A 21,196-nucleotide genomic window follows, 5' to 3' on the forward strand; every position below is an offset into this window, starting at 1 on the left:
TCACATGTCGGGACCGACGCGCCGCGCGACCACAGCCGCGCCGGCCCGCCCGCTCACTGCGCCGCCAGCGTATCGGCCAGTGCGCGCATCGCGTCAGCCGTCTGCGGGTTCGCCGGGAAAAACGCCTCGATCGCAAGCTCCGACAGCGTGACGTCGACCGGCGTGCCGAATACCGTCGTCGTGCTGAAGAACGTCAGCTCGCCGCCGCTTGCCGTGCGCAGCCGCAGCGGGACGGCGATGTCCGCGTAGTCGGCGCGCGGCTGCGCGTCGTCGGGCTGGCCGGCCGGCGCCGGATATGCCGCCAGTTCGTCGCGCAGCGTGTGCAGCGTGCGGTCGCCGCTCGCGTCGATCTGCCGTTGCAGCCGATGCAGGACGTGCGCGCGCCATTCGTGCCAGTTGACGATCCGCGCTGCGAGGCCGTCCGGATGCAGGCTGAGCCGCAACACGTTGACGGGCGGCTGCAGCAGCGCGGGATCGGCTTGCTCGACCAGCGCGCCGAGCATCCGGTTCGCGGCGAGCAGCATCCAGTGGCGATCGACCGCGAGCGCCGGATACGGCTCGTGGCCGCGCAGCACGGCTTCGACGGCATGCCGAGCGGCATCCAGTTGCGGATCGGAGAATGGTCGCTCGCGAAACAGCGGCGCGTAGCCGGCTGCGACGAGCAGCGCATTGCGTTCGCGCAGCGGGACGTCGAGGCGCTCGGCCAGATGCAGCACCATGTCGCGGCTCGGCTGCGCGCGGCCCGATTCGACGAAGCTCAGGTGCCGCGCGGAGACCTCGGCTTCCAGCGCGAGCGCCATCTGGCTCAGGCGGCGGCGTTGCCGCCAGGTGCGCAGCAACGGGCCGATGCCGGACGCGCGGCCGGCGGACGACGGGAGCGAGTGGAGGGCGACGGTCGAGTTCATGGGGGCGATGATAGGCAATCCCGCGCGCGCCGGGTATTACCTGCGAGGTAAGCGTTGGGGCTACGCGGGCTGCGGCGGGCGCCGGAGCGGTGGAGGCGAAGCACCCGAAGCACCCGAAGCACCCGAAGCACCCGAAGCAATTCCCACACGCCCCCGCCGCCTCACCAGCCCCCGATCACACAGCCCAGCGCCTCTAGCCACCGCCCATCAAGCATCGCGATGACGCAGCTCGACGCGCTTGATGTCCTTCACGATCACGAGATAGCTGAGCACCGTGACGAGCGCATTGAGCCCGACGAACACGAGCGCGCCGTTGAACGAACCGCTCGCGCCGACCAGATAGCCGATCGCGATCGGCGCGACGATGCCGGCCGTATTGCCGAACATGTTGAACAGGCTGCCGGACAGGCCGATCGCTTCCTTCGGCGCGGTGTCCGCGACGACGGCCCAGCCGAGCGAGCCGATGCCCTTGCCGAAGAACGACACGGCCATCAGCGCGATCACCAGCGCTTCGCTGTCGACGTAATTGCAGCCGATGATGACCATCGACAGCAGCATCCCGCCGACGATCGGAATCTTGCGTGCGAGCGTCAGCGATACGCCGCGGCGGATCAGCGTGTCCGACAGCATCCCGCCCAGCACGCCGCCGAGAAAGCCGCAGATCGCCGGCAGCGACGTCATGAAGCCGGCTTTCAGCAGCGACATCCCGCGCGCCTGCACGAGGTAGATCGGAAACCACGTGAGGAAGAAATAGGTGAGCACGTTCACGCAGTACTGGCCGAGATAGACGCCGAGCAGCATCCGGTTCGACAGCAGCTGGCGCACGTAGTACCAGCCGGCGACGCGGTTGCCGCCCGACGCCGTGCCGTTGCCGCGCGACGTGGTGCGCACGAGGCCGCCGCCTTGCTCGATGTGCTCGAGTTCCGCGCGGTTCACGGCCGGATGGTCGACCGGGTCCTTCATCACGCGCAGCCACAGGCACGCGAGCGCGATGCCGGCGAGCCCGAGCCACAGATACACGTGATGCCAGCCGTACGCGTGCGTGAGCCACGCCATCAGCGGCGAGAACACCACCGCCGCGAAATACTGCGCGGCGTTGAAGATCGCCGACGCCGTGCCGCGCTCCGCGGTCGGGAACCAGCTCGCGACGACCTTGGCGTTGGCGGGGAACGCGGGCGCTTCGGCGATGCCCACCGCGAAGCGCATCGCGAACAGCGCGGCCACCGCGAACGCCGCGCTGCCGCCCAGACCGATCGTGCTTTGCAGCAGCGTGAACGCCGACCACAGGAAGATGCTCGCCGCATAGACGCGCCGCGCGCCGAAGCGGTCGAGCAGCCAGCCGCTCGGCAATTGCGCGAGCACGTACGCCCAGCTGAACGCCGAGAAGATGTAGCCCATCGTCACCGGATCGATGCCGAAAGCCTTGCGGATCGGCGTGCCGGTGATCGACAGCGTCGCGCGGTCGGCGTAGTTGAGCGTCGTGACGACGAACAGCATCGCCAGAATCCAGTAGCGCACGGCGGTGCGGCGCGCGCTGCCGGCGAGGTCGATGGGGAGATCGCGAGAGGAGGTTCGATGGGTCACTTTAAATGTACGTCGTCGTATGACATCGGCGGGAGTTTATGGGGAACGGCCCAATACATAAACCTCGGGTTTTCCCTTTGATGACTGTCACAGAGTGGGAAGTGGCCGGATAGCTTGGCTCAGATTGGCCTGGCGGTGTATCGTGCGCGCCTTCGCAGGCGGCGCGATCGGCAGTGCGTCGTCAGCAGACATCGTATCTGTTGAGATACAATGAGCGCACCATTCCCGAACGAACACGGAGCACACCCATGCAACTGACTGGAGAGATGCTGATCGGCGCCGACGCGGTGGCCGGCTCGGCCGGTACCTTGTACGCATTCGATCCGACCAAGGGCGCGCAGATCGACACGCCGGCGTTCGGCGTCGCGTCGCCGGCCGACGTCGATCGCGCGTGCGAGCTGGCGCGCGACGCGTTCGACGCGTACCGCACCCAGCCGCTCGCCGCACGTGCGGCGTTTCTGGAAGCGATCTCCGACGAAATCGTCGCGCTCGGCGACGCGCTGATCGAACGCGCGCACGCCGAAACGGGCCTGCCCGTGGCGCGCTTGCAAGGCGAGCGCGGCCGCACCGTCGGCCAGCTGCGGCTGTTCGCGCGCGTGGTGCGCGACGGGCGCTTCCTCGCCGCGTCGATCGACCCGGCGCAGCCGGCGCGCACGCCGCTGCCGCGCTCCGATCTGCGGCTGCAGAAGGTCGCGCTCGGGCCCGTGGCCGTGTTCGGCGCGAGCAACTTCCCGCTCGCGTTCTCGGTGGCCGGCGGCGATACGGCGTCCGCACTCGCGGCCGGCTGTCCGGTGATCGTCAAGGCGCACGAGGCGCATCTCGGCACGTCCGAGCTGGTCGGTCGCGCGATCCGCGCGGCGGCCGCCAAATGCGGGATGCCGGCCGGCGTGTTCTCGCTGCTGGTCGGCCCCGGCCGCGTGATCGGCGCGCAGCTCGTCAGCCATCCGGCGATCCAGGCAGTCGGCTTCACCGGATCGCGGCAGGGCGGGATGGCGCTCGTGCATCTCGCGAACGCACGCGCGCAGCCGATCCCCGTCTACGCCGAAATGAGCAGCATCAATCCGGTCGTGCTGTTCCCGGCCGCGCTGGCCGCGCGCGGCGACGCGATCGCGGCCGGCTTCGTCGACTCGCTGACGCTCGGCGTCGGCCAGTTCTGCACGAACCCCGGCCTCGTGCTCGCGATCGACGGTCCCGATCTCGACCGCTTCGAAAGCATCGCCGCGCAGGCGCTCGCGAAGAAGCCGGCCGGCGTGATGCTGACGCGCGGCATCGCCGACGCATATCGCAACGGCCGCGGCAAGCTGGCCGAACTGGCCGGCGTGCGCGAGCTGGGCGCCGGTGAAGCGCCGCAGACCGAATGCCAGGCGGGCGGCGCACTGTACGAAGTCGCCGCGCAAGCGTTCCTCGCCGAGGAGGCGTTCAGCCACGAGGTGTTCGGGCCGGCGTCGCTGGTCGTGCGTTGCCGCGATCTCGACGAAGTCGCGCGCGTGCTCGAGGCGCTCGAGGGGCAGTTGACGGCCACGCTGCAGATCGACGCCGACGACAAGCCGCTCGCGCGCCGCCTGCTGCCGGTTCTCGAACGCAAGGCCGGACGCCTGCTGGTCAACGGCTATCCGACCGGCGTCGAAGTGTGCGACGCGATGGTGCACGGCGGCCCGTTCCCGGCGACGTCGAATCCTGCCGTCACGTCGGTCGGCGCGACCGCGATCGAGCGGTTCCTGCGGCCCGTGTGCTACCAGGACTTCCCGGACGATTTGCTGCCCGAAGGGTTGCAGGAGAGCAATCCGCTCGCGATTCCGCGTCTGCGGGACGGCAAGGCGGAGTGACGCGGCCGCGGCCCCGCGCGCATGCGCGGGCCGCCATGCAGGAACGGAAAAGCGGACGCGGCCGGCTGGCCGCGTCCGCTTTTTGTTGGTCGTCGCCGGGGCGGTTTCAAACCAGTGATGGAATGGGCGCGCCGGGTGCCGCAGCAGCGGCGCATGCGGACGGAATCTGCGCATCGGCAGCGCTGCCGCCGGCCCATCGCACGCTGCGCCGCTCCAAACGACAGCGGCCGGCAAGCGCCGGCCGCAACACAGTCGAGCAACTTCACGACAGCGGCCGGCACGACGCCGGCCGCCCGCCGCGCTTACTGCGGGCCCATCTTCTTGATCAACACGTCGAGCTCGGCCATTTCGTCGTCGGTGAGATCAATCAGCGGTGCGCGCACCGGGCCGGCGTCGTGGCCGACCAGCTTCGCACCTGCCTTCACGATGCTCACCGCGTAGCCCGCGCGGCGGTTGCGGATCTTCAGGTAGGGCAGGAAGAACTCGTCGATCAGGCGGCCGACCGTCGCGTGGTCGTCCTTCGCGATCGCTTCGTAGAACGCCATCGCCGTCTTCGGGATGAAGTTGAACACGGCCGACGAGTACACCGGCACGCCGAGCGCCTTGTACGCGGCTGCGTACACTTCCGCCGTCGGCAGGCCGCCGAGGTACGCGAAGCGGTCGCCGAGGCGGCGGCGGATCGTGACCATGCTCTCGATTTCGCCGACGCCGTCCTTGAAGCCGATCAGGTTCGGGCAGCGGTCGGCGAGGCGCTCGAGCATGTCCGCATTGAGCTTCGAATTCGCGCGGTTGTACACCACGACGCCGATCTTCAGCGCACGGCACACCTGCTCGACGTGCTCGGCGATGCCTTCCTGGCTCGCTTCGGTCAGGTAGTGCGGCATCAGCAGCACGCCGCTCGCGCCGAGGCGCTCGGCTTCCTGCGCATATTCGATCGCGACGCGCGTCGCGCCGCCGGCGCCGGCCAGGATCGGCACCTTGCCCTTGCAGGTTTCGGTCGCGACGCGAATCACGTCCGAATACTCGCGCTGCGTGAGCGAGAAGAATTCACCGGTGCCGCCCGCGGCGAACAGCGCGGTCGCGCCATACGGCGCGAGCCACTCCAGACGCTCGGCATAGGTGGACGGCCGGAAGTTGCGTTGTTCGTCGAAGTCCGTCAGCGGAAACGACAGCAGGCCGTGGGAGATGATCTGTTTGAGTTCTTGCGGTGAAGTCATGGTTGGGTCGTCCGTCTAGCGCGAGTGCTGGGTTCGTCGGGCACGCCATCCGAGCCGTAGTGGCGATGTCGTTGTATGTCATCGTACAACGCACGAATGCGCTGCGCAAGCGGTTTGCTGATCTGGCAACGCTAGGGTCTATCCGGATAAGGGTTTACGCAACATCCCGGCGGATCGATGAATGTCGTATGATGACTAATGATTCAATCAGTGGCTTCCCAGGAATTCCGATGACTGCTTCCCCTCTCTACATTCGCGTGCATCCGGACGACAACGTCGCGATCGTGGTCAACGACGGCGGCCTGCCCGAGGGCGCGACGTTCGCCGACGGGCTGACGTTGCGCGAACGCGTACCGCAAGGGCACAAGGTCGCGCTGACCGATCTCGCGGCCGGCGCGCCGGTGGTCCGCTACAACGTCGTGATCGGCTATGCGCTGACCGACTTGCCGCGCGGCAGCTGGGTGAACGAGCGCACGATGCGCATGCCCGAGCCGCCGGGGCTCGACGACCTGCCGCTCGCCACGCGCGCCGCGCCGCCGCTCGCGCCGCTCGACGGCTATACGTTCGAGGGCTTTCGCAATGCCGACGGCTCGGTCGGCACGCGCAATATCCTGGCGATCACGACGACCGTGCAGTGCGTGTCGGGCGTCGTCGAGCATGCGGTGAAGCGGATCAAGGCCGAACTGCTGCCGCGCTACCCGCACGTCGACGACGTGGTCGGGCTCGAGCACACGTACGGCTGCGGCGTCGCGATCGACACGCCCGACGCGGACATCCCGATCCGCACGCTGCGCAACATCAGCCTGAACCCGAACTTCGGCGGCGAAGTGATGACCGTGAGCCTCGGCTGCGAGAAGCTCCAGCCCGAGCGTCTGCTGCCGCCGGGCGCGATCCCCGTCACGGCCGACGGCGCGGCCGGCAACGGCGGCGTCGTGTGCCTGCAGGATGCCGGGCACGTCGGCTTCGAGTCGATGATCGACTCGATCATGACGATGGCCGAAGCGCACCTCGAACGGCTGAACCGCCGCCGCCGCGAGACCTGCCCGGCGTCGGATCTCGTCGTCGGCGTGCAATGCGGCGGCAGCGACGCGTTCTCCGGCCTGACGGCGAATCCGGCGGTCGGCTTCGCGGCCGACCTGCTGGTGCGCGCGGGCGCGACGATCATGTTCTCGGAAGTCACCGAAGTGCGCGACGGCGTCGCGCAGCTGACGTCGCGCGCGGCCAACCAAGAGGTGGCGCGCGAGATCATCCGCGAGATGGACTGGTACGACCGTTACCTGGAGCGCGGCCGCGTCGACCGCAGCGCGAACACGACGCCCGGCAACAAGAAGGGCGGCCTGTCGAACATCGTCGAGAAGGCGATGGGCTCGATCGTGAAGTCCGGCAGCGCGCCGATCGCCGGCGTCGTGCGGCCGGGCGAGCGGGCGCGGCAGAAGGGGCTGCTGTACGCGGCGACGCCCGCGAGCGACTTCATCTGCGGCACGCTGCAGCTCGCGGCCGGGATGAACCTGCATGTGTTCACGACCGGGCGCGGCACGCCGTACGGGCTTGCGCAGGTGCCGGTGATCAAGGTCGCGACGCGCAGCGATCTCGCGCGCCGCTGGCACGACCTGATGGATCTCGACGCCGGCCAGATCGCGACCGGTGCGGCGTCGATCGAGGACGTCGGCTGGGAGCTGTTCCGGCTGATGCTCGACGTCGCGAGCGGCAAGCGGCGCACGTGGGCCGAGCAGTGGAAGCTCGCGAACGCGCTGACGCTGTTCAATCCGGCGCCGGTGACCTGACGCGCGCGCGGTGGCTTGCTGCGGCCGAAGCGGGCGCCTTCGCGCCCCCGTCGTCACGTCGTCATCGCGCCGCCGCGCGGCCGCGTGACATGCATGACGCGTCGCCCGCGGCGCCCGGGATCGGGTAACGTTATGCGGTTCGTTCCTGATCCCGGAGACTTGCTCACATGTTGAAGAATCTCGATCCGCTGCTGCACGCCGACATCCTGCACGCGCTGCGCGCGATGGGCCACGGAGACGAAGTGGCGATCTGCGACGCGAATTTCCCGGCCGAGTCCGTCGCCGAACACACGGTGGTCGGCCGCGCGCTGCGCATCGACGGCGCCGACTCGGCGCGCGTCGCGCGCGCGGTGCTGTCGGTGCTGCCGCTCGACACGTTCGTCGACACGCCGGCATGGCGGATGGAAGTAGTCGGCGATCCGGCCGCGGTGCCGCCCGTGCAACGCGAGGTGCAGGCCGAGATCGATCGCGCGGAAGCGCGCGCCGTGCCGCTCACGGGCCTCGATCGCTTCGCGTTCTACGAGCGCGCGCAGCGCGCGTACGCGGTGATCGTCACCGGCGAGCTGCGCGGCTACGGCTGCTTCATCTTCAAAAAAGGCGTGCTGCTGAGCGACGCCGGCTAGCGACGTGCCCGCCTCGACGGTAAGGGCTGCAGTGTAAAGATTTGCTACAACCTTTTTCTTGGACACGGCCACAAGACCCTCTATGCTGGCCCATTTGCCGCCGGCCCCGCTCGGCCGCGCGGTTCGAACCGCACGGGTGCGCCCGTGCGGACGGCCGAACTGCATACGAGGAGAGAGGCATGACGCGTTCCGTCGATTCCGGCGTCATTTTTTTCGCACGCCTGGCGCTGGCGGCGTTGTTTCTGTGGGGCGGCGTGATGAAGCTGCTCGGCTACGGCGAATTCATCGGCTATCTGCACGCGCTCAACGTGCCATATACGCAGGTGACGGGCCCGCTGATCGTCGCGATCGAGGCGCTCGGCGGCCTGCTGCTGATCGTCGGCTACAAGGTGAAGCCGCTCGCGTTGCTGATGGCGTGCTACACGATCGCGACCGCGATGGTCGGGCACAATTTCTGGGACGCGACCAACGCCACGCTCCAGCACGACATGGTGATCCACTTCTGGAAGAACGTCGCGATCGCCGGCGGCTTTCTGCTGCTGTTCGTGACGGGCGCGGGCGGCGCGAGCATCGACGCGCTGCGCCGGCCGAGTTCGTCGTACGGCGCGCTGCGCTGAGCGGAACTGAGCAGAACTGATCCAGCCGACGTGCGCGGCACGCGCTGACAACGCAAAAGGGCCGAATCCCGCAGGTCGCGGGATTCGGCCCTTCGTTCATCTGCTAGGCGCGCAGGCGGCGCTCAGCGAGCGTCCGTCAGCTCCTTCGCATCCTTCGAGAACTGCACGGCAATCGCGCCGAGCACGCAGATCGCCGCGACGTAGGCGACCGGCGCGAGCGGGTTCGACTTCATCATCAACGAGACGATCACCGGCGTGAGGCCGCCGAAGATCGCATACGCGACGTTGTACGAGAACGAGATGCCCGAGAAGCGCACGACCGCGGGAAAGCTGCGCACCATCACGAACGGCACCGCGCCGATCGTGCCGACCGTGAAGCCGGCGATCCCGTAGTACAGCGGCAGCGTCGACGCGTCGGCGGCGACCTGCGCGAACAGCAGGTAGTAGCACGCGGCGAGCACGAGGCCGCCGATGCCGAGCACGCGCTTCGCGCCGATCCAGCCCGCGAGCGAGCCGGCGGTGATGCAGCCGGCCGTCAGGCACAGCGTCGCGATGCTGTTCGCGAACAGCGTGGTCGCGGGCGCCAGATGGAACTGCTTCTGCAGCAGCGCGGGCGTCATCAGGATCACGACGACGATCGCCGCCGACAGCATCCAGGTGAGCAGCATCGACACGATCACCGCGCGGCCGTGGTCGCGCAGCACGGCTTTCAGCGGAATCTCGGCCGCGAGCGCCTTCTTCGCCTTCATCTCCGCGAACACCGGCGTTTCGTGCAGCCAGCGGCGCAGGTATACGGAGAACAGGCCGAACACGCCGCCGAGCAGGAACGGAATGCGCCACGCGAACGCGGTCACTTCGGCGCCCGAGTAGCGGCTGTTGATGGCCGCCGCGACCAGCGAGCCGAGCAGGATGCCGGCGGTGAGGCCCGCGGTCAGCGTGCCGCACGCATAGCCGATGTGGCGCGACGGCACGTGCTCTGACACGAACACCCATGCGCCGGGCACTTCGCCGCCGACCGCCGCGCCTTGCAGCACGCGGAACAGCAGCAGCAACACCGGCGCGAGGATGCCGATCGTGTCGTAGGTCGGCAGCAGCCCCATCAGCAGCGTCGGCACCGACATCATCAGCACGCTCAGCGTGAACATCCGCTTGCGGCCGAACAGGTCACCGAAGTGCGCCATGATCACGCCGCCGAGCGGGCGCGCGAGATAGCCGGCCGCGAAGATGCCGAAGGTCTGCAGCTGGCGCAGCCAGTCGGGAATGTCGTGCGGGAAGAACAGCTGTCCGATCGCGGGCGCGAAGAACACGAAGATGATGAAGTCGTAGAACTCGAGCGCGCCGCCGAGTGCGGCGAGGCCGAGGGTCTTGTAGTCGCTGCGCGTGAGCGCGCGTTCGGCGGCGCGAGGCACGCCGCTCAATTCAGATGCTTGCATGGTCAGGGCGATCGGTTTTCGAATGTTGTTGTCGATGCTGCGTCTCCAGGGCCCGCTATCGGCATGGACTGGCATGGACTGGCTTGGCGCGGCATGCGTCGTCGAACGCGTGCGAAGCCGGGTAGGGCACGGAGCACGCGCCGCCGCACCGGGATGGGGTGCGGCGGAGACGAAGCGTCAAAAGCGGGTGGGGGGATTCTACAGGAGCGCGAAATGCGTGCGCGGAGCGCGTGTCGACGAATGCTTCGGACGCCGTGACGCCGCAAGGCACGCGGCGCGGCACACGGGGGAGCGTGCCGCGCCGCGGGGGACAGGGGCGGGGATGTCGTCGAATCAGTTGCCGGCGATCGTGTCGACCGGCTTGAAGGCGCCATGCTCGACCTTGTAGATCGTCACCGGCGCGTCCTTCAGGTCGCCCTTCGCGTCGTACGCGATGCTCGGCGCCGACACGCCCTTGATCGACACCTTGCCGAGATACGGCGTATAGACCTTCGGATCGGTCGAGTTCGCGTCCTTCATCGCGGTGAGCAGCGCGATCGTGCCGTCGTACGAGTAAGGCGAATAGGTGATCACGTCCTCGTTGAAGCGCGCCTTGTAGCGCGACGCATAGCTGGCGAAGCCGGGCATCTTCTCCTTCGGCAGCCCGCCCATGTAGACGATCGCGCCTTCGGCCGCTTCGCCGCCGACCTTCAGGAACGTCGGCGAACGCGACATCTCGCCGGTCACGAACGCCGCCTTGATGCCGAGCTGGCGCATCTTGCGGATCATCGGCGACGATTGCGCGTCGCCGCCGCCGTAGAAGATCGCATCCGGATTGACGCCCTTCAGGTTGGTCAGGATCGCGGAGAAATCGAGCGCCTTGTCGTTCGTGAAGTCGCGCTTGATGATCGTGCCGCCCGCGGCCTGCACGGCCTTCGCGAACTCGTCGGCGATGCCCTGGCCGTACGCGGTGCGGTCGTCGATGATCGCGATGCGCTTGAAGCGCAGCGTCTTCACCGCATAGGTGCCGACGATGCGGCCCGCCTGCGCGTCGCTCGTCAGCAGCCGGTAGGTCGTCTTGTAGCCGCGTGCGGTGTACTGCGGCGACGTCGCCATCGAGATCTGCGGCAGGCCCGCGCGATCGTACAGATCGGACGCCGGAATGCTGGTGCCCGAGTTGAAATGGCCGATGATCCCGCGGACGTTGTCGTCGATCAGCCGCTGCGCGACCGTCGTGCCGGTGCGCGGATCGGCCTGGTCGTCCTGCGAGTCGAGCTGGAACGTCACCGGCTTGCCGCCGATCGTCGGATGCGTCGCGTTGAAATCGGCGATCGCGAGCTGCACGCCTTTCTGCATGTCGGTGCCGTAGTTCGATTGCGGCCCGGTCAGCGGCGCGGCGAAACCGATCTTGACGACGTCGGCGGCGAGGGCGTGGGCGCCCGACAGTGCGCAGGCGGCAGCCAGCGCGACGTGCGATACCTTCAGCTTCACTTTCACTTCCCCTTGATGGCGTGGTTGGGCCGCGACCGACCCTGCGACCGGTGCGGTAAACCGGGCGAGACGTGTCGACCCTGCGTGGTGCGGAACGCGCCGCCACGGCGATGCGAATGCGCGGCACGCAGCGCATGCTGTGCCGGAATCGGCGTGGGCTGCGGGGGGCGGATGGACGTCTCGTAACCGTTCATTAAAGTCTAGATAGTGAAAATTCCCGCGTCTTGCGCGTTCGATGCGTGGCGCGCGACGATTTCGGCATATCGTAGATAACCCTGATATATGCTGAAATCGTCATGGGTGATGCGCAGACGGGCCAAGACGCGGGACGTCGTCGTTCCTAGGATGGCGGGTTTGGGTTGCAGGCGGCGGTGGGCGTGGCGATGGGGCGGCGTCGGGGGATGTGTGATGCCGATGAGGGCCTTGCGAGTCTTGCAGCGGTTGCGCGTACAACCTCCTGCTGCGCGGCGCGTTGTGAGCTCCCTGCAACCGGCGATTTGCGAATTGCGACGGGCGACGGGCGACAGGCGACAGGCGACAGGCGACAGGCGACAGGCGACAGGCGACAGGCGACAGGCGACAGGCGACAGGCGACAGGCGGACAGGCGGACAGGCGGACAGGCGGACAGGCGGACAGGCGGACAGGCGGACAGGCGGACAGGCGGACAGGCGGACAGGCGGACAGGCGGACAGGCGGACAAGCGGACAAGCGGACAAGCGGACAAGCGGGCAGGCGACAGTCCGCCCCACGCCCTCCACCCGCCAATCCCGTAGCGATAACGTTCCGCGACGCGAAGCGTGGCGCCCCGGCCCTCGCCATCACCTCCACCGCGAGAACCACCGCACCGCGAACCTTGCGCCGCGCCGGACCGCCCGCTTCTATAATCGACGCCATCAGCCACCCCCTTCGCCGACGCCGGGATGACGACCTTGCTTGCCGCACCGCCCATGAGCCTGTCCGATACGTTGCGCTACCAGCCCGACAACGCCGATCTCGGCGCGATGCTCGCGCATTTCCGGCTGCTCGAGCCGGTGTTCGACGCGCTGCCCGACGTCGCGTTCTTCGTGAAGGATGCGAGCGGCCGCTATGCGCTCGTCAACCGGACGCTGGCGCTGCGCTGCGGCTACAAGGACAAGCGCGACCTGCTCGGCAAGACGACCGACGAGGTGTTTCCGCGCCGCTTCGGCCGCACCTATTTCGAGCAGGACATGGCGACGATCAATGCCGGCCTGCAGTTGATGGATCAGCTCGAGCTGCATCTGTATCCGGGCCGGCTGCCGGGCTGGTGCCTGACCTGCAAGGAGCCGCTGCGCGACGCGTCCGGCAAGGTGGTCGGCCTCGCGGGCATCTCGCGCGACCTGAAGGCGCACGAAGGTTCGCATCCGGCCTACAGCCGGCTCGCCGACGTGGTGCAGCACATCCAGGACCATTACGTGCAGCCGCTGAACCTGAAGCAGCTCGCGCAGATGGCCGGGATGTCGGTCGCGCAGCTCGAGCGTTACTTCCACAAGGTGTTTCATCTGACGCCGCGCCAGGTGCTGCTGAAGACGCGGCTCGAAGCCGCCACCGCGTTGCTGGTCACGCACGACAGGGTGACCGACGTGGCGGCGCTATGCGGTTATACGGATCACAGCGCGTTCACGCGCCAGTTCAAGGCGACCGTCGGCGTGACGCCGAGCGAATATCGGCTGATGCTGCAGGAACGCGCCGGTTGAAACGACGCGCGCGCCGGGGCGGCGGCGCGCAATGACGGGCGTGGGGCGGGTGGGGGAAGGGGAAGCTGACGGCTCAGCGGTAGCCAAGCCCTTTCAGGACGGCCGTGCCGTCCTCGGTCAACCGGAAGCTCGGCGCGGTATCGGGATCGAGCTTGACCATCTCGACGAGGCCAGCCTCCTGCAGCGCCGGCAATTCGGGTTTCGCGTTCGCGCCGATCGGCGCATGCAGCAGCACAAGCAGCGTCGCGATTTCGTGATGGCTGAGCAAGCGGCGCAGCATCGTCTTTTTCGCAGGTGGGGCGGCCGGGCGGCCGGCGGGTGCATCTACGGCGCTCATCGCTGTCCTCCTATTCGAGATGACCATCGGGTAACTGGTTGCGGATGGTGCCGTCGAAGACTTAAGCGATTATTAAAACTGCCGCCGGGCCGCTCATGCTGCGATGCCGCATCCGTTACTGGACGTAACGGCCGCCGTGTGCCGGCCGCCGGGCGCGCGCGTTCGGGCCTTGCCGGACGGGCGTCCGCCGCCGTATTGCTCACATAGATGAGTCCGCGCCGCCGAGCCGGGCCGTGGTATGCCGTGCCACAGCGGCACGCTGGCGATCATGCGATCCGGCGCCGAGCCGGAATCTCGCCGCGTCGCTATTTCCGGCGCTGGGCCTGCGCGGCCAGCCGCACGGCCGCATTGGCCGCGCCGTAGCCGTCGTAGCCGCCGCGCCGCTCGACGATCTCGAACGAGAAGCGGTTGTCGACCAGCTCGGTATACGCATGCAGGAATTCGCCGCCGTGCTCGTCGCGGTCGTACAGCAGATGGTGAGCGCTCAGCGTGTCGATCAGCGCGTCGGGCAGCGCGTAGCGCGCGGCGAGATCGTCGTAGTAGTTGGGCGGAATCCGCAGGAACGGCACGCCGTCGGCCGCGAACGCGGCGATCGTCTTGACGATGTCGTCGGTCCGGAACGCGACGTGGTTCAGCCCCGTGCCGTGATAGCGGTCGAGCGATTCGGCCACGGCCGTATGACGGTCGAGCGACGCATTCAGCGCGATCCGCACCGAGCCGTCGGCGCTGCGCACCGCGCGGCTGCGCATCAGCCCGTACGGATCGGGCACCAGCCAGCTGCGCTCCGCTTCGAAGCCGAACGCGGTCTTGAAGAACAGGATCCACGTATCGAGCGCGTCGGCCGGCAGCGCGAGGCACACGTGGTCGATGCCCGTCAGCGGGCCGACCTCGGTCGGGCCGTCGATGTCGGTCAGCAGGAAGTCCGACTCGTAGAGCGTCGGCGCGTTCGGCGCCTCGTCGACGAAATACTCGAGGCTGCCGTCCGGCGCCTGCACGCTGGGCAGCACGCGCTCGTTCGGGCCGACGCGCCCGGAGAACGGCGCATAGCCGAATCCGGCCGCGCGTTCGAACGCCACTTTCGCATCGTCGACGCGAAACGCCGATGCGCACAGCGACAACCCGTGCTGCTGGAAGAACGCATCCGCGAACGAGTCGTGCTCGGCGTTCAGCACGATCGACGCCGCGCCGTGCTGGAACAGCGTGACGTCCTTCGAGCGGTGGCGGCCCGCGAGGCGGAACCGCATCCGGCTGAGCCAGTCGCCGACGGTCGCGGCCGCCTGCGCGTCGACCGCGAATTCGATGAACTGGAAGCCGACGTGCGCGGGCGGCGCCGGCGGCGCGAACAGCGGCTGGCCGGCAGCCGGCGCGTGCCCTTCCTGCGCGAGCCGCGTGCGCGTCAGGTCTTCCAGATAGAGCAGCGAACGGTGGCCGTCGGCGGCCGTGATCGCGGTCGGCGCGGCGCGAAAGCCGTCGTTGAAGATTTCGAGCGACAGCGGGCCCGTATAGCCGGACTCGATCACGCGCGCGGTGAAGCGGGCGAGGTCGAAGTCGCCCTGGCCGGGGAACGACCGGTAGTGGCGGCTCCATTCGAGCACGTCCATCGCGAGCTTCGGCGCATCGGCGATCTGCACGAAGGCGATCCGCTCGCCGGGGATGGCGGCGATCGCGTCCGGACAATCGTCGAGCGACAGCGTGTGGAAGCTGTCGAGCGCGAGGCCGAGGTGCGGGCTGTTCACCGCGTTCACGAGCTGCCACGCGTGGCCGTAGCGTTTCACGACACGGCCCCACGCGAGCGCCTCGTACGCGGCGACCACGCCGGCCGCGCGCGCGGCCTCGGCGAGCGCGCCGAGCTGGTCGATCAGCAGCGCGTCGTCCGCGATCGTGTCGGGCGACACGTTGCTGCATACCAGGATGCGGTCCGTGCCGAGCGCGTGCATCACGTCGAACTTGCGGCGGATGCGGTCGAGGTTGCGCGCGAGCTGCGCCGGGCTCACGCCCTCGAAGTCGCGAAAGGGCTGGAACAGCACGATGTCGAGCCCGAGATCGGCGGCCATGCGCCGCACGTCGGCGGGCGATCCATCGAAGTAGACGAGGTCGTTCTCGAAGATCTCGACACCGTTGAAGCCTGCGGCCTGGATGGCGGTGAGCTTCTCGGCAAGCGTGCCGGACAGTGACACGGTGGCGATCGAGCGCTGCATGGGCGAGTCCTGCGGAAGGGCGGGCATGGCGCTCGTCGCATCGAGCCGGATGAACCAGTCGTGGAATTTGCGACGAACACCATTTCCCGAATTTACTATGGGAGTTTCGGAAATTATACAAACTAACTAGTTGGTACAAATTAGCGAAAACCCGCAAAGACTTTGCGCTTGCGCAAGCGCACACTAGCGCCGAATCTTGACGTCAGAGGCGGGCCCCGATCAGCGGCCCGCCCGTTCCTGGAGCAAAACCGACATGAGCAAGCACAAGGTGCTGGTGCTGAACGGCCCGAACCTGAATCTGCTGGGCACCCGCGAGCCCCATATCTATGGCGCGGAAACCCTGGCCGACGTCGAGCAGCGGTGCCGCACCGCGGCCGACCGGCTCGGGCTGGAACTCGAGTTCCGTCAGTCCAACGCCGAACATCAGCTGATCGACTGGCTGCACGCCGCGCGTCACGACACGCACGGCATCGTCATCAACCCGGCGGGTTACACGCACACGTCGGTCGCGCTGGCCGATGCGCTGTCGGCGATCGCGAAGCCGGTGATCGAGGTACATATTTCCAACGTGCATCGCCGCGAGGCGTTCCGTCACCATTCGTACGTGTCGGCCGTCGCCGAAGCGGTGATCTGCGGCTGTGGCACCGAAGGCTACCTGTTCGCGCTGCAGCGCCTGGCGACCCTTTTTGCGCAGGGAGCCGCCCGATGAGCCGCCCGTCGTTTCTGATCGGTCTGATCGGCCAGGGCATCGGCGGTTCGCTGTCGCCCGCGATGCACGAGGAAGAAGGCTTCCGCCAGGGATACGGCTATGTATACAGGCGCATCGATCTCGACGCGCTCGGCGTGAATGCCGACGCGCTGCCGCAACTGCTCGATGCCGCGCAGCAGATGGGCTACAACGGGCTGAACATCACGCACCCGTGCAAGCAGCGCGTGATCGAGCATCTGGATGCGTTGTCGGACGACGCGCGCGCCCTCGGCGCGGTGAACACCGTGCTGTTCAAGGACGGCAAGCGGATCGGCCACAACACCGACTGGTCGGGCTTTGCGCGATCGTTCCGGCGCGGGCTGCCGGACGCGTCGCTCGCACGCGTCGTGCAGCTGGGCGCGGGCGGTGCGGGTGCGGCCGTCGCGCATGCGGCGCTGCAGATGGGCGCCGCCGAACTGACGATCTTCGACGTCGACGGCGCGCGTGCCATCGCGCTCGCGGGCGAGCTGCAGCAGCGCTTCCCGGCCGCGCGGGTCGCGGCCGGCGACGATCTCGCGGCCGCGATGCGCGCCGCGACGGGCCTGATCCACGCGACGCCCACCGGGATGGCCAAGCATCCGGGCCTGCCGCTGCCGGCCGAACTGCTCCACGCGGGCATGTGGGTGGCAGACATCGTCTATTTCCCGCTCGAAACCGAGCTGATCCGCGCGGCGCGGGCGGCCGGCTGCGCGACGCTGCCGGGCGGCGGGATGGCCGTGTACCAGGCCGTCGACGCGTTCGAGCTGTTCACCGGCCGCACGCCCGACGACGAGCGGATGTTCGAGCACTTTCAGTCGCTCGTCGCGCGCTGACCCTTCGACTTAGCAGCACGAAAAAAGAAACCAGGAGACAACCATGCAGCACAGCACCCACACGAGCGCGTCGTCCGCGCAGGCGGCCGGTACGGTCCGGCGGACGTCGGCGCGCTACAAGATCCTCGCGCTGCTCGCGATCGGCACGATGATCAACTATCTCGACCGCACCGTGCTCGGGGTCGCCGCGCCGCAGTTGACGAAGGAGCTCGGCATCAACGCGGCCGTCATGGGCATCATGTTCTCCGCGTTCTCGTGGACCTACGTCGCGATGCAGGTGCCGGGCGGCCTGTTTCTCGACCGCTTCGGCAGCAAGATCACCTATTACTGGTCGATGACGCTGTGGTCGTTCTGCACGCTGCTGCAGGGCTTCGTGCCGGGCGTCGCGACGCTGCTCGCGTGCCGGCTCGGCCTCGGCGTGACCGAAGCGCCGTGTTTTCCGACCAATAGCCGCGTTGTCGCGACCTGGTTCCCGCAGAGCGAGCGCGCAATGGCGACCGGCACCTATACGGTCGGCGAATACATCGGCCTCGCGTTCTTCAGCCCCGTGCTGTTCGCGCTGATGGGCGCGTTCGGCTGGCGCTCGCTGTTCTGGGTGGTCGGCGCGGTCGGGATCGTGTTCGGGCTGGTCTGGTGGAAGCTCTATCACGAGCCGCGCAACCATCCGGGCGCGAATTCCGAGGAACTCTCGTACATCGAGGCGGGCGGCGGCCTCGTGCACGGCGTCCGCAAGGACGGCGGCAAGCCGGCGCAGACGCGGTTCAGCTGGGCGATGGCCGGCCGGCTGCTGAAGAAGCGCCAGCTCGCGGGCATCTGCCTCGGCCAGTTCGCCGGCAACTCGACGCTCGTGTTCTTCCTCACCTGGTTCCCGACCTATCTGGCGACCGAACGCCACATGGGCTGGCTGAAGATCGGTTTCTTCGCGGTGATGCCGTTCATCGCGGCGTCGGTCGGCGTGATGTTCGGCGGCATCTTCTCCGACTGGCTGCTGCGCCGCGGCAAGTCGGCGAACCTCGCGCGCAAGCTGCCGATCATCGCTGGCCTGCTGCTCGCCTCGACGATCATTCTCGCGAACTACGTGAAGAGCAACGAAGCGGTGATCGCGATCATGTCGGTGGCGTTCTTCGCGCAGGGCATGGCGGCGCTCGGCTGGACGCTCGTGTCCGACATCGCGCCGGACGGCCTGCTCGGCGTGACGGGCGGCATCTTCAATTTCGCGGCGAACCTGGCCGGGATCGTCACGCCGCTCGTGGTCGGCTTCATCGTCGCATCGACCGGTTCGTTCGTCGGCGCGCTGGTGTTCATCGGCGTGATCGCGCTGATCGGCGCGCTGTCGTACATCTTCGTCGTCGGCGACATCAAGCGGATCGAACTGTAAGCATCGGCTCCACGCACCCACGGTGCATTCGCCCGGCGGTCCCTTCGGCCGCCGGGTTTTTTATTTGGCGCGCCATCGGTGCGCCCGCGCTACGCGCGCTGCATCGCGATGCCGAGCGACTCGACGGCGCGCGCGATCGCCGCGACCGCCCGGCGCATGTCGCCGGCGTCGATCGCGCCGATGCAGCCGACGCGAAACGTGTCCACCTGCGTCAGCTTGCCCGGATACAACACGAAGCCCGCGTCACGCACCGCGTCGTAGAAGCGGCCGAAATCGTAGGCGGGATGGTCGGGCGCATGAAACGTGACGATCACGGGTGCCTGCACGCTCGGATCGAGAAACGGCCGGAAGCCGAGCGCGCGCATCGCCTCGACCAGCGTGCGGCAGTTGTCCGCATAGCGCGCGCCGCGGGCCGGCTGGCCGCCTTCGGCCAGATACTGATCGAGCGCGGCGCGCAGCGCGGCGACGACGTGGGTCGGCGGCGTGAAGCGCCACTGGCCCGTCTGGTGCAGGTAGCGGTACTGGTCGTGCAGATCGAGCGCGAGCGACCGCGCATTGCCCGCGCATGCGTCGAGCGCGTCGCGCCGCACGATCGCGAAGCCCATCCCCGGCACGCCTTCCAGGCATTTGCCGCTCGCCGAGATCAACGCGTCGATCCCGCTGTCGGCCAGCGCGATCGGCAGCGCGCCGAACGAACTCATCGCATCGACGATCAGCCGCTTGCCGTGCCGCCGGCACAGATGCGCGATCGCGTCGAGCGGATTCAGGATGCCGGCGCTCGTTTCCAGATGCACCAGCGCGACATGCGTGATGCGCGGCTCGCGCGCGAACGCCGCTTCGACCGCCGCCGCGTCGACGGTCGCATCCTCGCCGAACGGCAGCGCGATCGCGTCGATGCCGAGCCGGCCGAGGATCGTCAGGATGCGCGCGCAATACGCGCCGTTGTGCGGCACCAGCACGACGCCGTCGCGCGGCACCAGCGTGCCGAGCGCGGCTTCGACCGCGAACGTGCCGCTGCCTTGCAGCGGCACGCACGCGTACGCGTCACCGCCGCCCGCGATCGCCACCAAGTCCGCGCAGACGCCGGCCGTCAGCCGATTGAAGGCGGCGTCCCACGAGCCCCAGTCGTGTTGCATCGCGTGGCGTGTCGTGGCAGACGTGGTGAGCGGGCCGGGCGTGAGCAGAATCGGATCGGACATGGTGGGTTCTCGGCAAGGATCGGACGAAATGCCTGGATGGCAGGTCCGGGCGAATTGCAAGATATTGGCAAAATATGTCATTTTGTGGAATTCAGGGCGGTCGTCACGGGGTTGTCATCGAACGCTGTGATGCTTCGCTTGCCGCGCCATCCCACGCAGCGCGGCAGCGACGCAGGCCGGCTGTCGGGCGGCGTCGACTAAAAGGAGCCGGATCGTCCCCCGGCCGTTTGGTGTTCCGCCTACGGAGAAGTGAGATGACACTGCAGAATTCCTCGCGCGCCGCTGCCGGCGCGTTCCGCAAGCTCGCACTGGCCGCGTGCGCGGCCGGGCTGCTGCAAGGCGCGGCGCTGCCCGCGCATGCGGCGAACGCGGTTGTGCTGTATACGGCGGACGGTCTCGAGAACCTCTATCGCGACGTACTGCCGGCGTTCGAGAAGAAGGAAGGCGTGCGGGTCAACATCGTGACGGCGGGCAGCGGCGAGGTCGTCAACCGCGCGAACATCGAGAAGAACTCGCCGAAGGCGGACGTGATCGTCACGTTGCCGCCGTTCATCCAGCAGGCCGGCCAGATGGGCCTGCTGCAGCCGTACCAGAGCGTCAACTACAAGAACGTGCCGGCGATCGCGAAGGCGGAGGACGGCACGTGGGCGACGTTCGTGAACAACTACTTCTCGTTCGCGATCAACCCCGACGTCGTGAAGAATCAGCCGAAGACGTTCGCCGATCTGCTGTCGCCGAGCTATGCCGGCAAGGTCGCATACTCGAACCCGGCGACCGCCGGCGACGGGATGGCCGTGCTGATCCTGACGACGTCGCTGATGGGCGAGGACAAGGCGTTCGACTATCTCGCGAAGCTGTCGCAGAGCGTGAAGTTCCACACCAAGGGCACGGGCTATCTGAACGTGCTGCTGTCGCGCAACGAGATCAGCGTCGCGAACGGCGACCTGCAGATGGACCTCGACGATGCCGAGCACGGCGCGCTGTCGGTCAAGCCGATCTTCCTGGCCGCCAAGGAAGGCGACCAGCCGACCACGTTCCAGCTGCCGTACGGCATCGGCCTGATCAAGAGCGGCCCGAACCAGGACGCGGGCAAGAAGCTGATCGATTACCTGATGTCGACCGACGTGCAAGCGAAGGTGCCGGACATGTACGGCATCCCCGGCCGTACCGACGTGCCGCTGGCCGGCAAGAACGGCGACGCGGTCAGGAAGGCGATCGCGGGCGTCAAGCTGATCCCGGTCGACTGGAACCAGGTGATGGCGAAGAAGCCGGTGTGGATCGAGCGCTGGAAGAAGGACGTGATCGGCAGCTCCGGCAAGCCGGTCGACGTCGTCAAGCCGAAGTGATGC

At 68.0% G+C, this 21,196-nt stretch carries 17 protein-coding genes; 9 read left to right on the forward strand and 8 right to left on the reverse strand.

Annotated features, from left to right (window positions below):
- Positions 1-53 precede the first annotated feature (53 nt).
- Together AK36_RS01170 and AK36_RS01175 are read right to left on the reverse strand one after the other, a co-directional pair.
- Positions 54-905 carry a helix-turn-helix domain-containing protein gene (locus AK36_RS01170; protein WP_045577669.1) on the reverse strand — a complete coding sequence of 284 codons (852 nt, stop codon included), beginning with the start codon at positions 903-905 and terminating at the stop codon, positions 54-56.
- A gap of 207 nt (positions 906-1,112) precedes the next feature.
- Positions 1,113-2,489 carry an MFS transporter gene (locus AK36_RS01175; RefSeq protein WP_011880911.1) on the reverse strand — a complete coding sequence of 459 codons (1,377 nt, stop codon included), beginning with the start codon at positions 2,487-2,489 and terminating at the stop codon, positions 1,113-1,115.
- 248 nt (positions 2,490-2,737) lie between these two features.
- Between AK36_RS01175 and AK36_RS01180 the strand changes: the two genes are divergently transcribed.
- Complete coding sequence (locus AK36_RS01180; RefSeq protein ID WP_011880910.1) at positions 2,738-4,315, forward strand: aldehyde dehydrogenase (NADP(+)); 1,578 nt, start codon at positions 2,738-2,740, stop codon at positions 4,313-4,315.
- 302 nt (positions 4,316-4,617) lie between these two features.
- Here AK36_RS01180 and kdgD read toward each other — a convergent pair whose 3' ends face one another.
- Positions 4,618-5,532 carry a 5-dehydro-4-deoxyglucarate dehydratase gene (kdgD, locus tag AK36_RS01185; protein WP_011880909.1) on the reverse strand — a complete coding sequence of 305 codons (915 nt, stop codon included), beginning with the start codon at positions 5,530-5,532 and terminating at the stop codon, positions 4,618-4,620.
- A 230-nt stretch (positions 5,533-5,762) separates the two neighbouring features.
- On the opposite strand from kdgD, the gene garD reads away from it, so the two are divergent.
- The 3 genes from garD (at position 5,763) to AK36_RS01200 (ending at position 8,556) form a co-directional block, all read left to right on the forward strand.
- The gene (gene garD, locus AK36_RS01190) at positions 5,763-7,316 is read left to right on the forward strand and encodes a galactarate dehydratase (protein WP_045577670.1); all 1,554 of its coding nucleotides are present in this window, start codon (positions 5,763-5,765) and stop codon (positions 7,314-7,316) included.
- A 167-nt stretch (positions 7,317-7,483) separates the two neighbouring features.
- A complete protein-coding gene (locus tag AK36_RS01195) occupies positions 7,484-7,939 on the forward strand; it encodes an RbsD/FucU family protein (RefSeq protein ID WP_011880907.1) in 456 nt (151 codons plus the stop codon).
- A 179-nt stretch (positions 7,940-8,118) separates the two neighbouring features.
- Entirely contained in the window at positions 8,119-8,556 is a 438-nt protein-coding gene (locus AK36_RS01200) for a DoxX family protein (protein ID WP_011880906.1), read from the forward strand.
- A 122-nt stretch (positions 8,557-8,678) separates the two neighbouring features.
- Here the strand turns inward: AK36_RS01200 and AK36_RS01205 are convergent, their stop codons facing one another.
- Positions 8,679-9,989: an MFS transporter gene (locus tag AK36_RS01205; RefSeq protein WP_014724073.1), complete on the reverse strand. Its 1,311-nt coding sequence runs from the start codon at positions 9,987-9,989 to the stop codon at positions 8,679-8,681.
- A gap of 333 nt (positions 9,990-10,322) precedes the next feature.
- Positions 10,323-11,459: a branched-chain amino acid ABC transporter substrate-binding protein gene (locus AK36_RS01210; RefSeq protein ID WP_011880904.1), complete on the reverse strand. Its 1,137-nt coding sequence runs from the start codon at positions 11,457-11,459 to the stop codon at positions 10,323-10,325.
- Between the two features lie 921 nt (positions 11,460-12,380).
- Here AK36_RS01210 and AK36_RS01215 point away from each other — a divergent pair.
- A complete protein-coding gene (locus tag AK36_RS01215; protein WP_045577671.1) occupies positions 12,381-13,175 on the forward strand; it encodes an AraC family transcriptional regulator in 795 nt (264 codons plus the stop codon).
- 73 nt (positions 13,176-13,248) lie between these two features.
- On the opposite strand, the gene AK36_RS01220 is transcribed toward AK36_RS01215, so the two are convergent.
- Entirely contained in the window at positions 13,249-13,512 is a 264-nt protein-coding gene (locus AK36_RS01220) for a hypothetical protein (RefSeq protein ID WP_011880902.1), read from the reverse strand.
- Positions 13,513-13,817: 305 nt separating this feature from the next.
- On the reverse strand, positions 13,818-15,710 hold the full coding sequence (locus tag AK36_RS01225) for a bifunctional sugar phosphate isomerase/epimerase/4-hydroxyphenylpyruvate dioxygenase family protein (protein ID WP_045578383.1): 1,893 nt from the start codon (positions 15,708-15,710) through the stop codon (positions 13,818-13,820).
- 253 nt (positions 15,711-15,963) lie between these two features.
- Here AK36_RS01225 and aroQ point away from each other — a divergent pair, with 253 nt between their 5' ends.
- The 3 genes from aroQ to AK36_RS01240 are packed head-to-tail and all read left to right on the forward strand — an operon-like array spanning position 15,964 to position 18,648.
- On the forward strand, positions 15,964-16,419 hold the full coding sequence (gene aroQ / locus AK36_RS01230; protein WP_011880900.1) for a type II 3-dehydroquinate dehydratase: 456 nt from the start codon (positions 15,964-15,966) through the stop codon (positions 16,417-16,419).
- The gene (locus tag AK36_RS01235) at positions 16,416-17,270 is read left to right on the forward strand and encodes a shikimate dehydrogenase (protein WP_014724070.1); all 855 of its coding nucleotides are present in this window, start codon (positions 16,416-16,418) and stop codon (positions 17,268-17,270) included. Before aroQ ends, AK36_RS01235 begins: the two co-directional genes overlap by 4 nt.
- Before the next feature lie 43 nt (positions 17,271-17,313).
- Positions 17,314-18,648, forward strand: coding sequence for an MFS transporter (locus AK36_RS01240; protein WP_011880898.1), 1,335 nt, complete (start codon positions 17,314-17,316; stop codon positions 18,646-18,648).
- An 89-nt stretch (positions 18,649-18,737) separates the two neighbouring features.
- Here AK36_RS01240 and AK36_RS01245 read toward each other — a convergent pair whose 3' ends face one another.
- On the reverse strand, positions 18,738-19,847 hold the full coding sequence (locus tag AK36_RS01245) for a 2-aminoethylphosphonate--pyruvate transaminase (RefSeq protein WP_045577672.1): 1,110 nt from the start codon (positions 19,845-19,847) through the stop codon (positions 18,738-18,740).
- A gap of 254 nt (positions 19,848-20,101) precedes the next feature.
- Between AK36_RS01245 and phnS the strand changes: the two genes are divergently transcribed.
- The gene (phnS, locus tag AK36_RS01250; RefSeq protein ID WP_011880896.1) at positions 20,102-21,193 is read left to right on the forward strand and encodes a 2-aminoethylphosphonate ABC transporter substrate-binding protein; all 1,092 of its coding nucleotides are present in this window, start codon (positions 20,102-20,104) and stop codon (positions 21,191-21,193) included.
- Positions 21,194-21,196 lie beyond the last annotated feature (3 nt).

It is taken from the genome of Burkholderia vietnamiensis LMG 10929, from assembly GCF_000959445.1.
GTDB lineage: Bacteria > Pseudomonadota > Gammaproteobacteria > Burkholderiales > Burkholderiaceae > Burkholderia > Burkholderia vietnamiensis.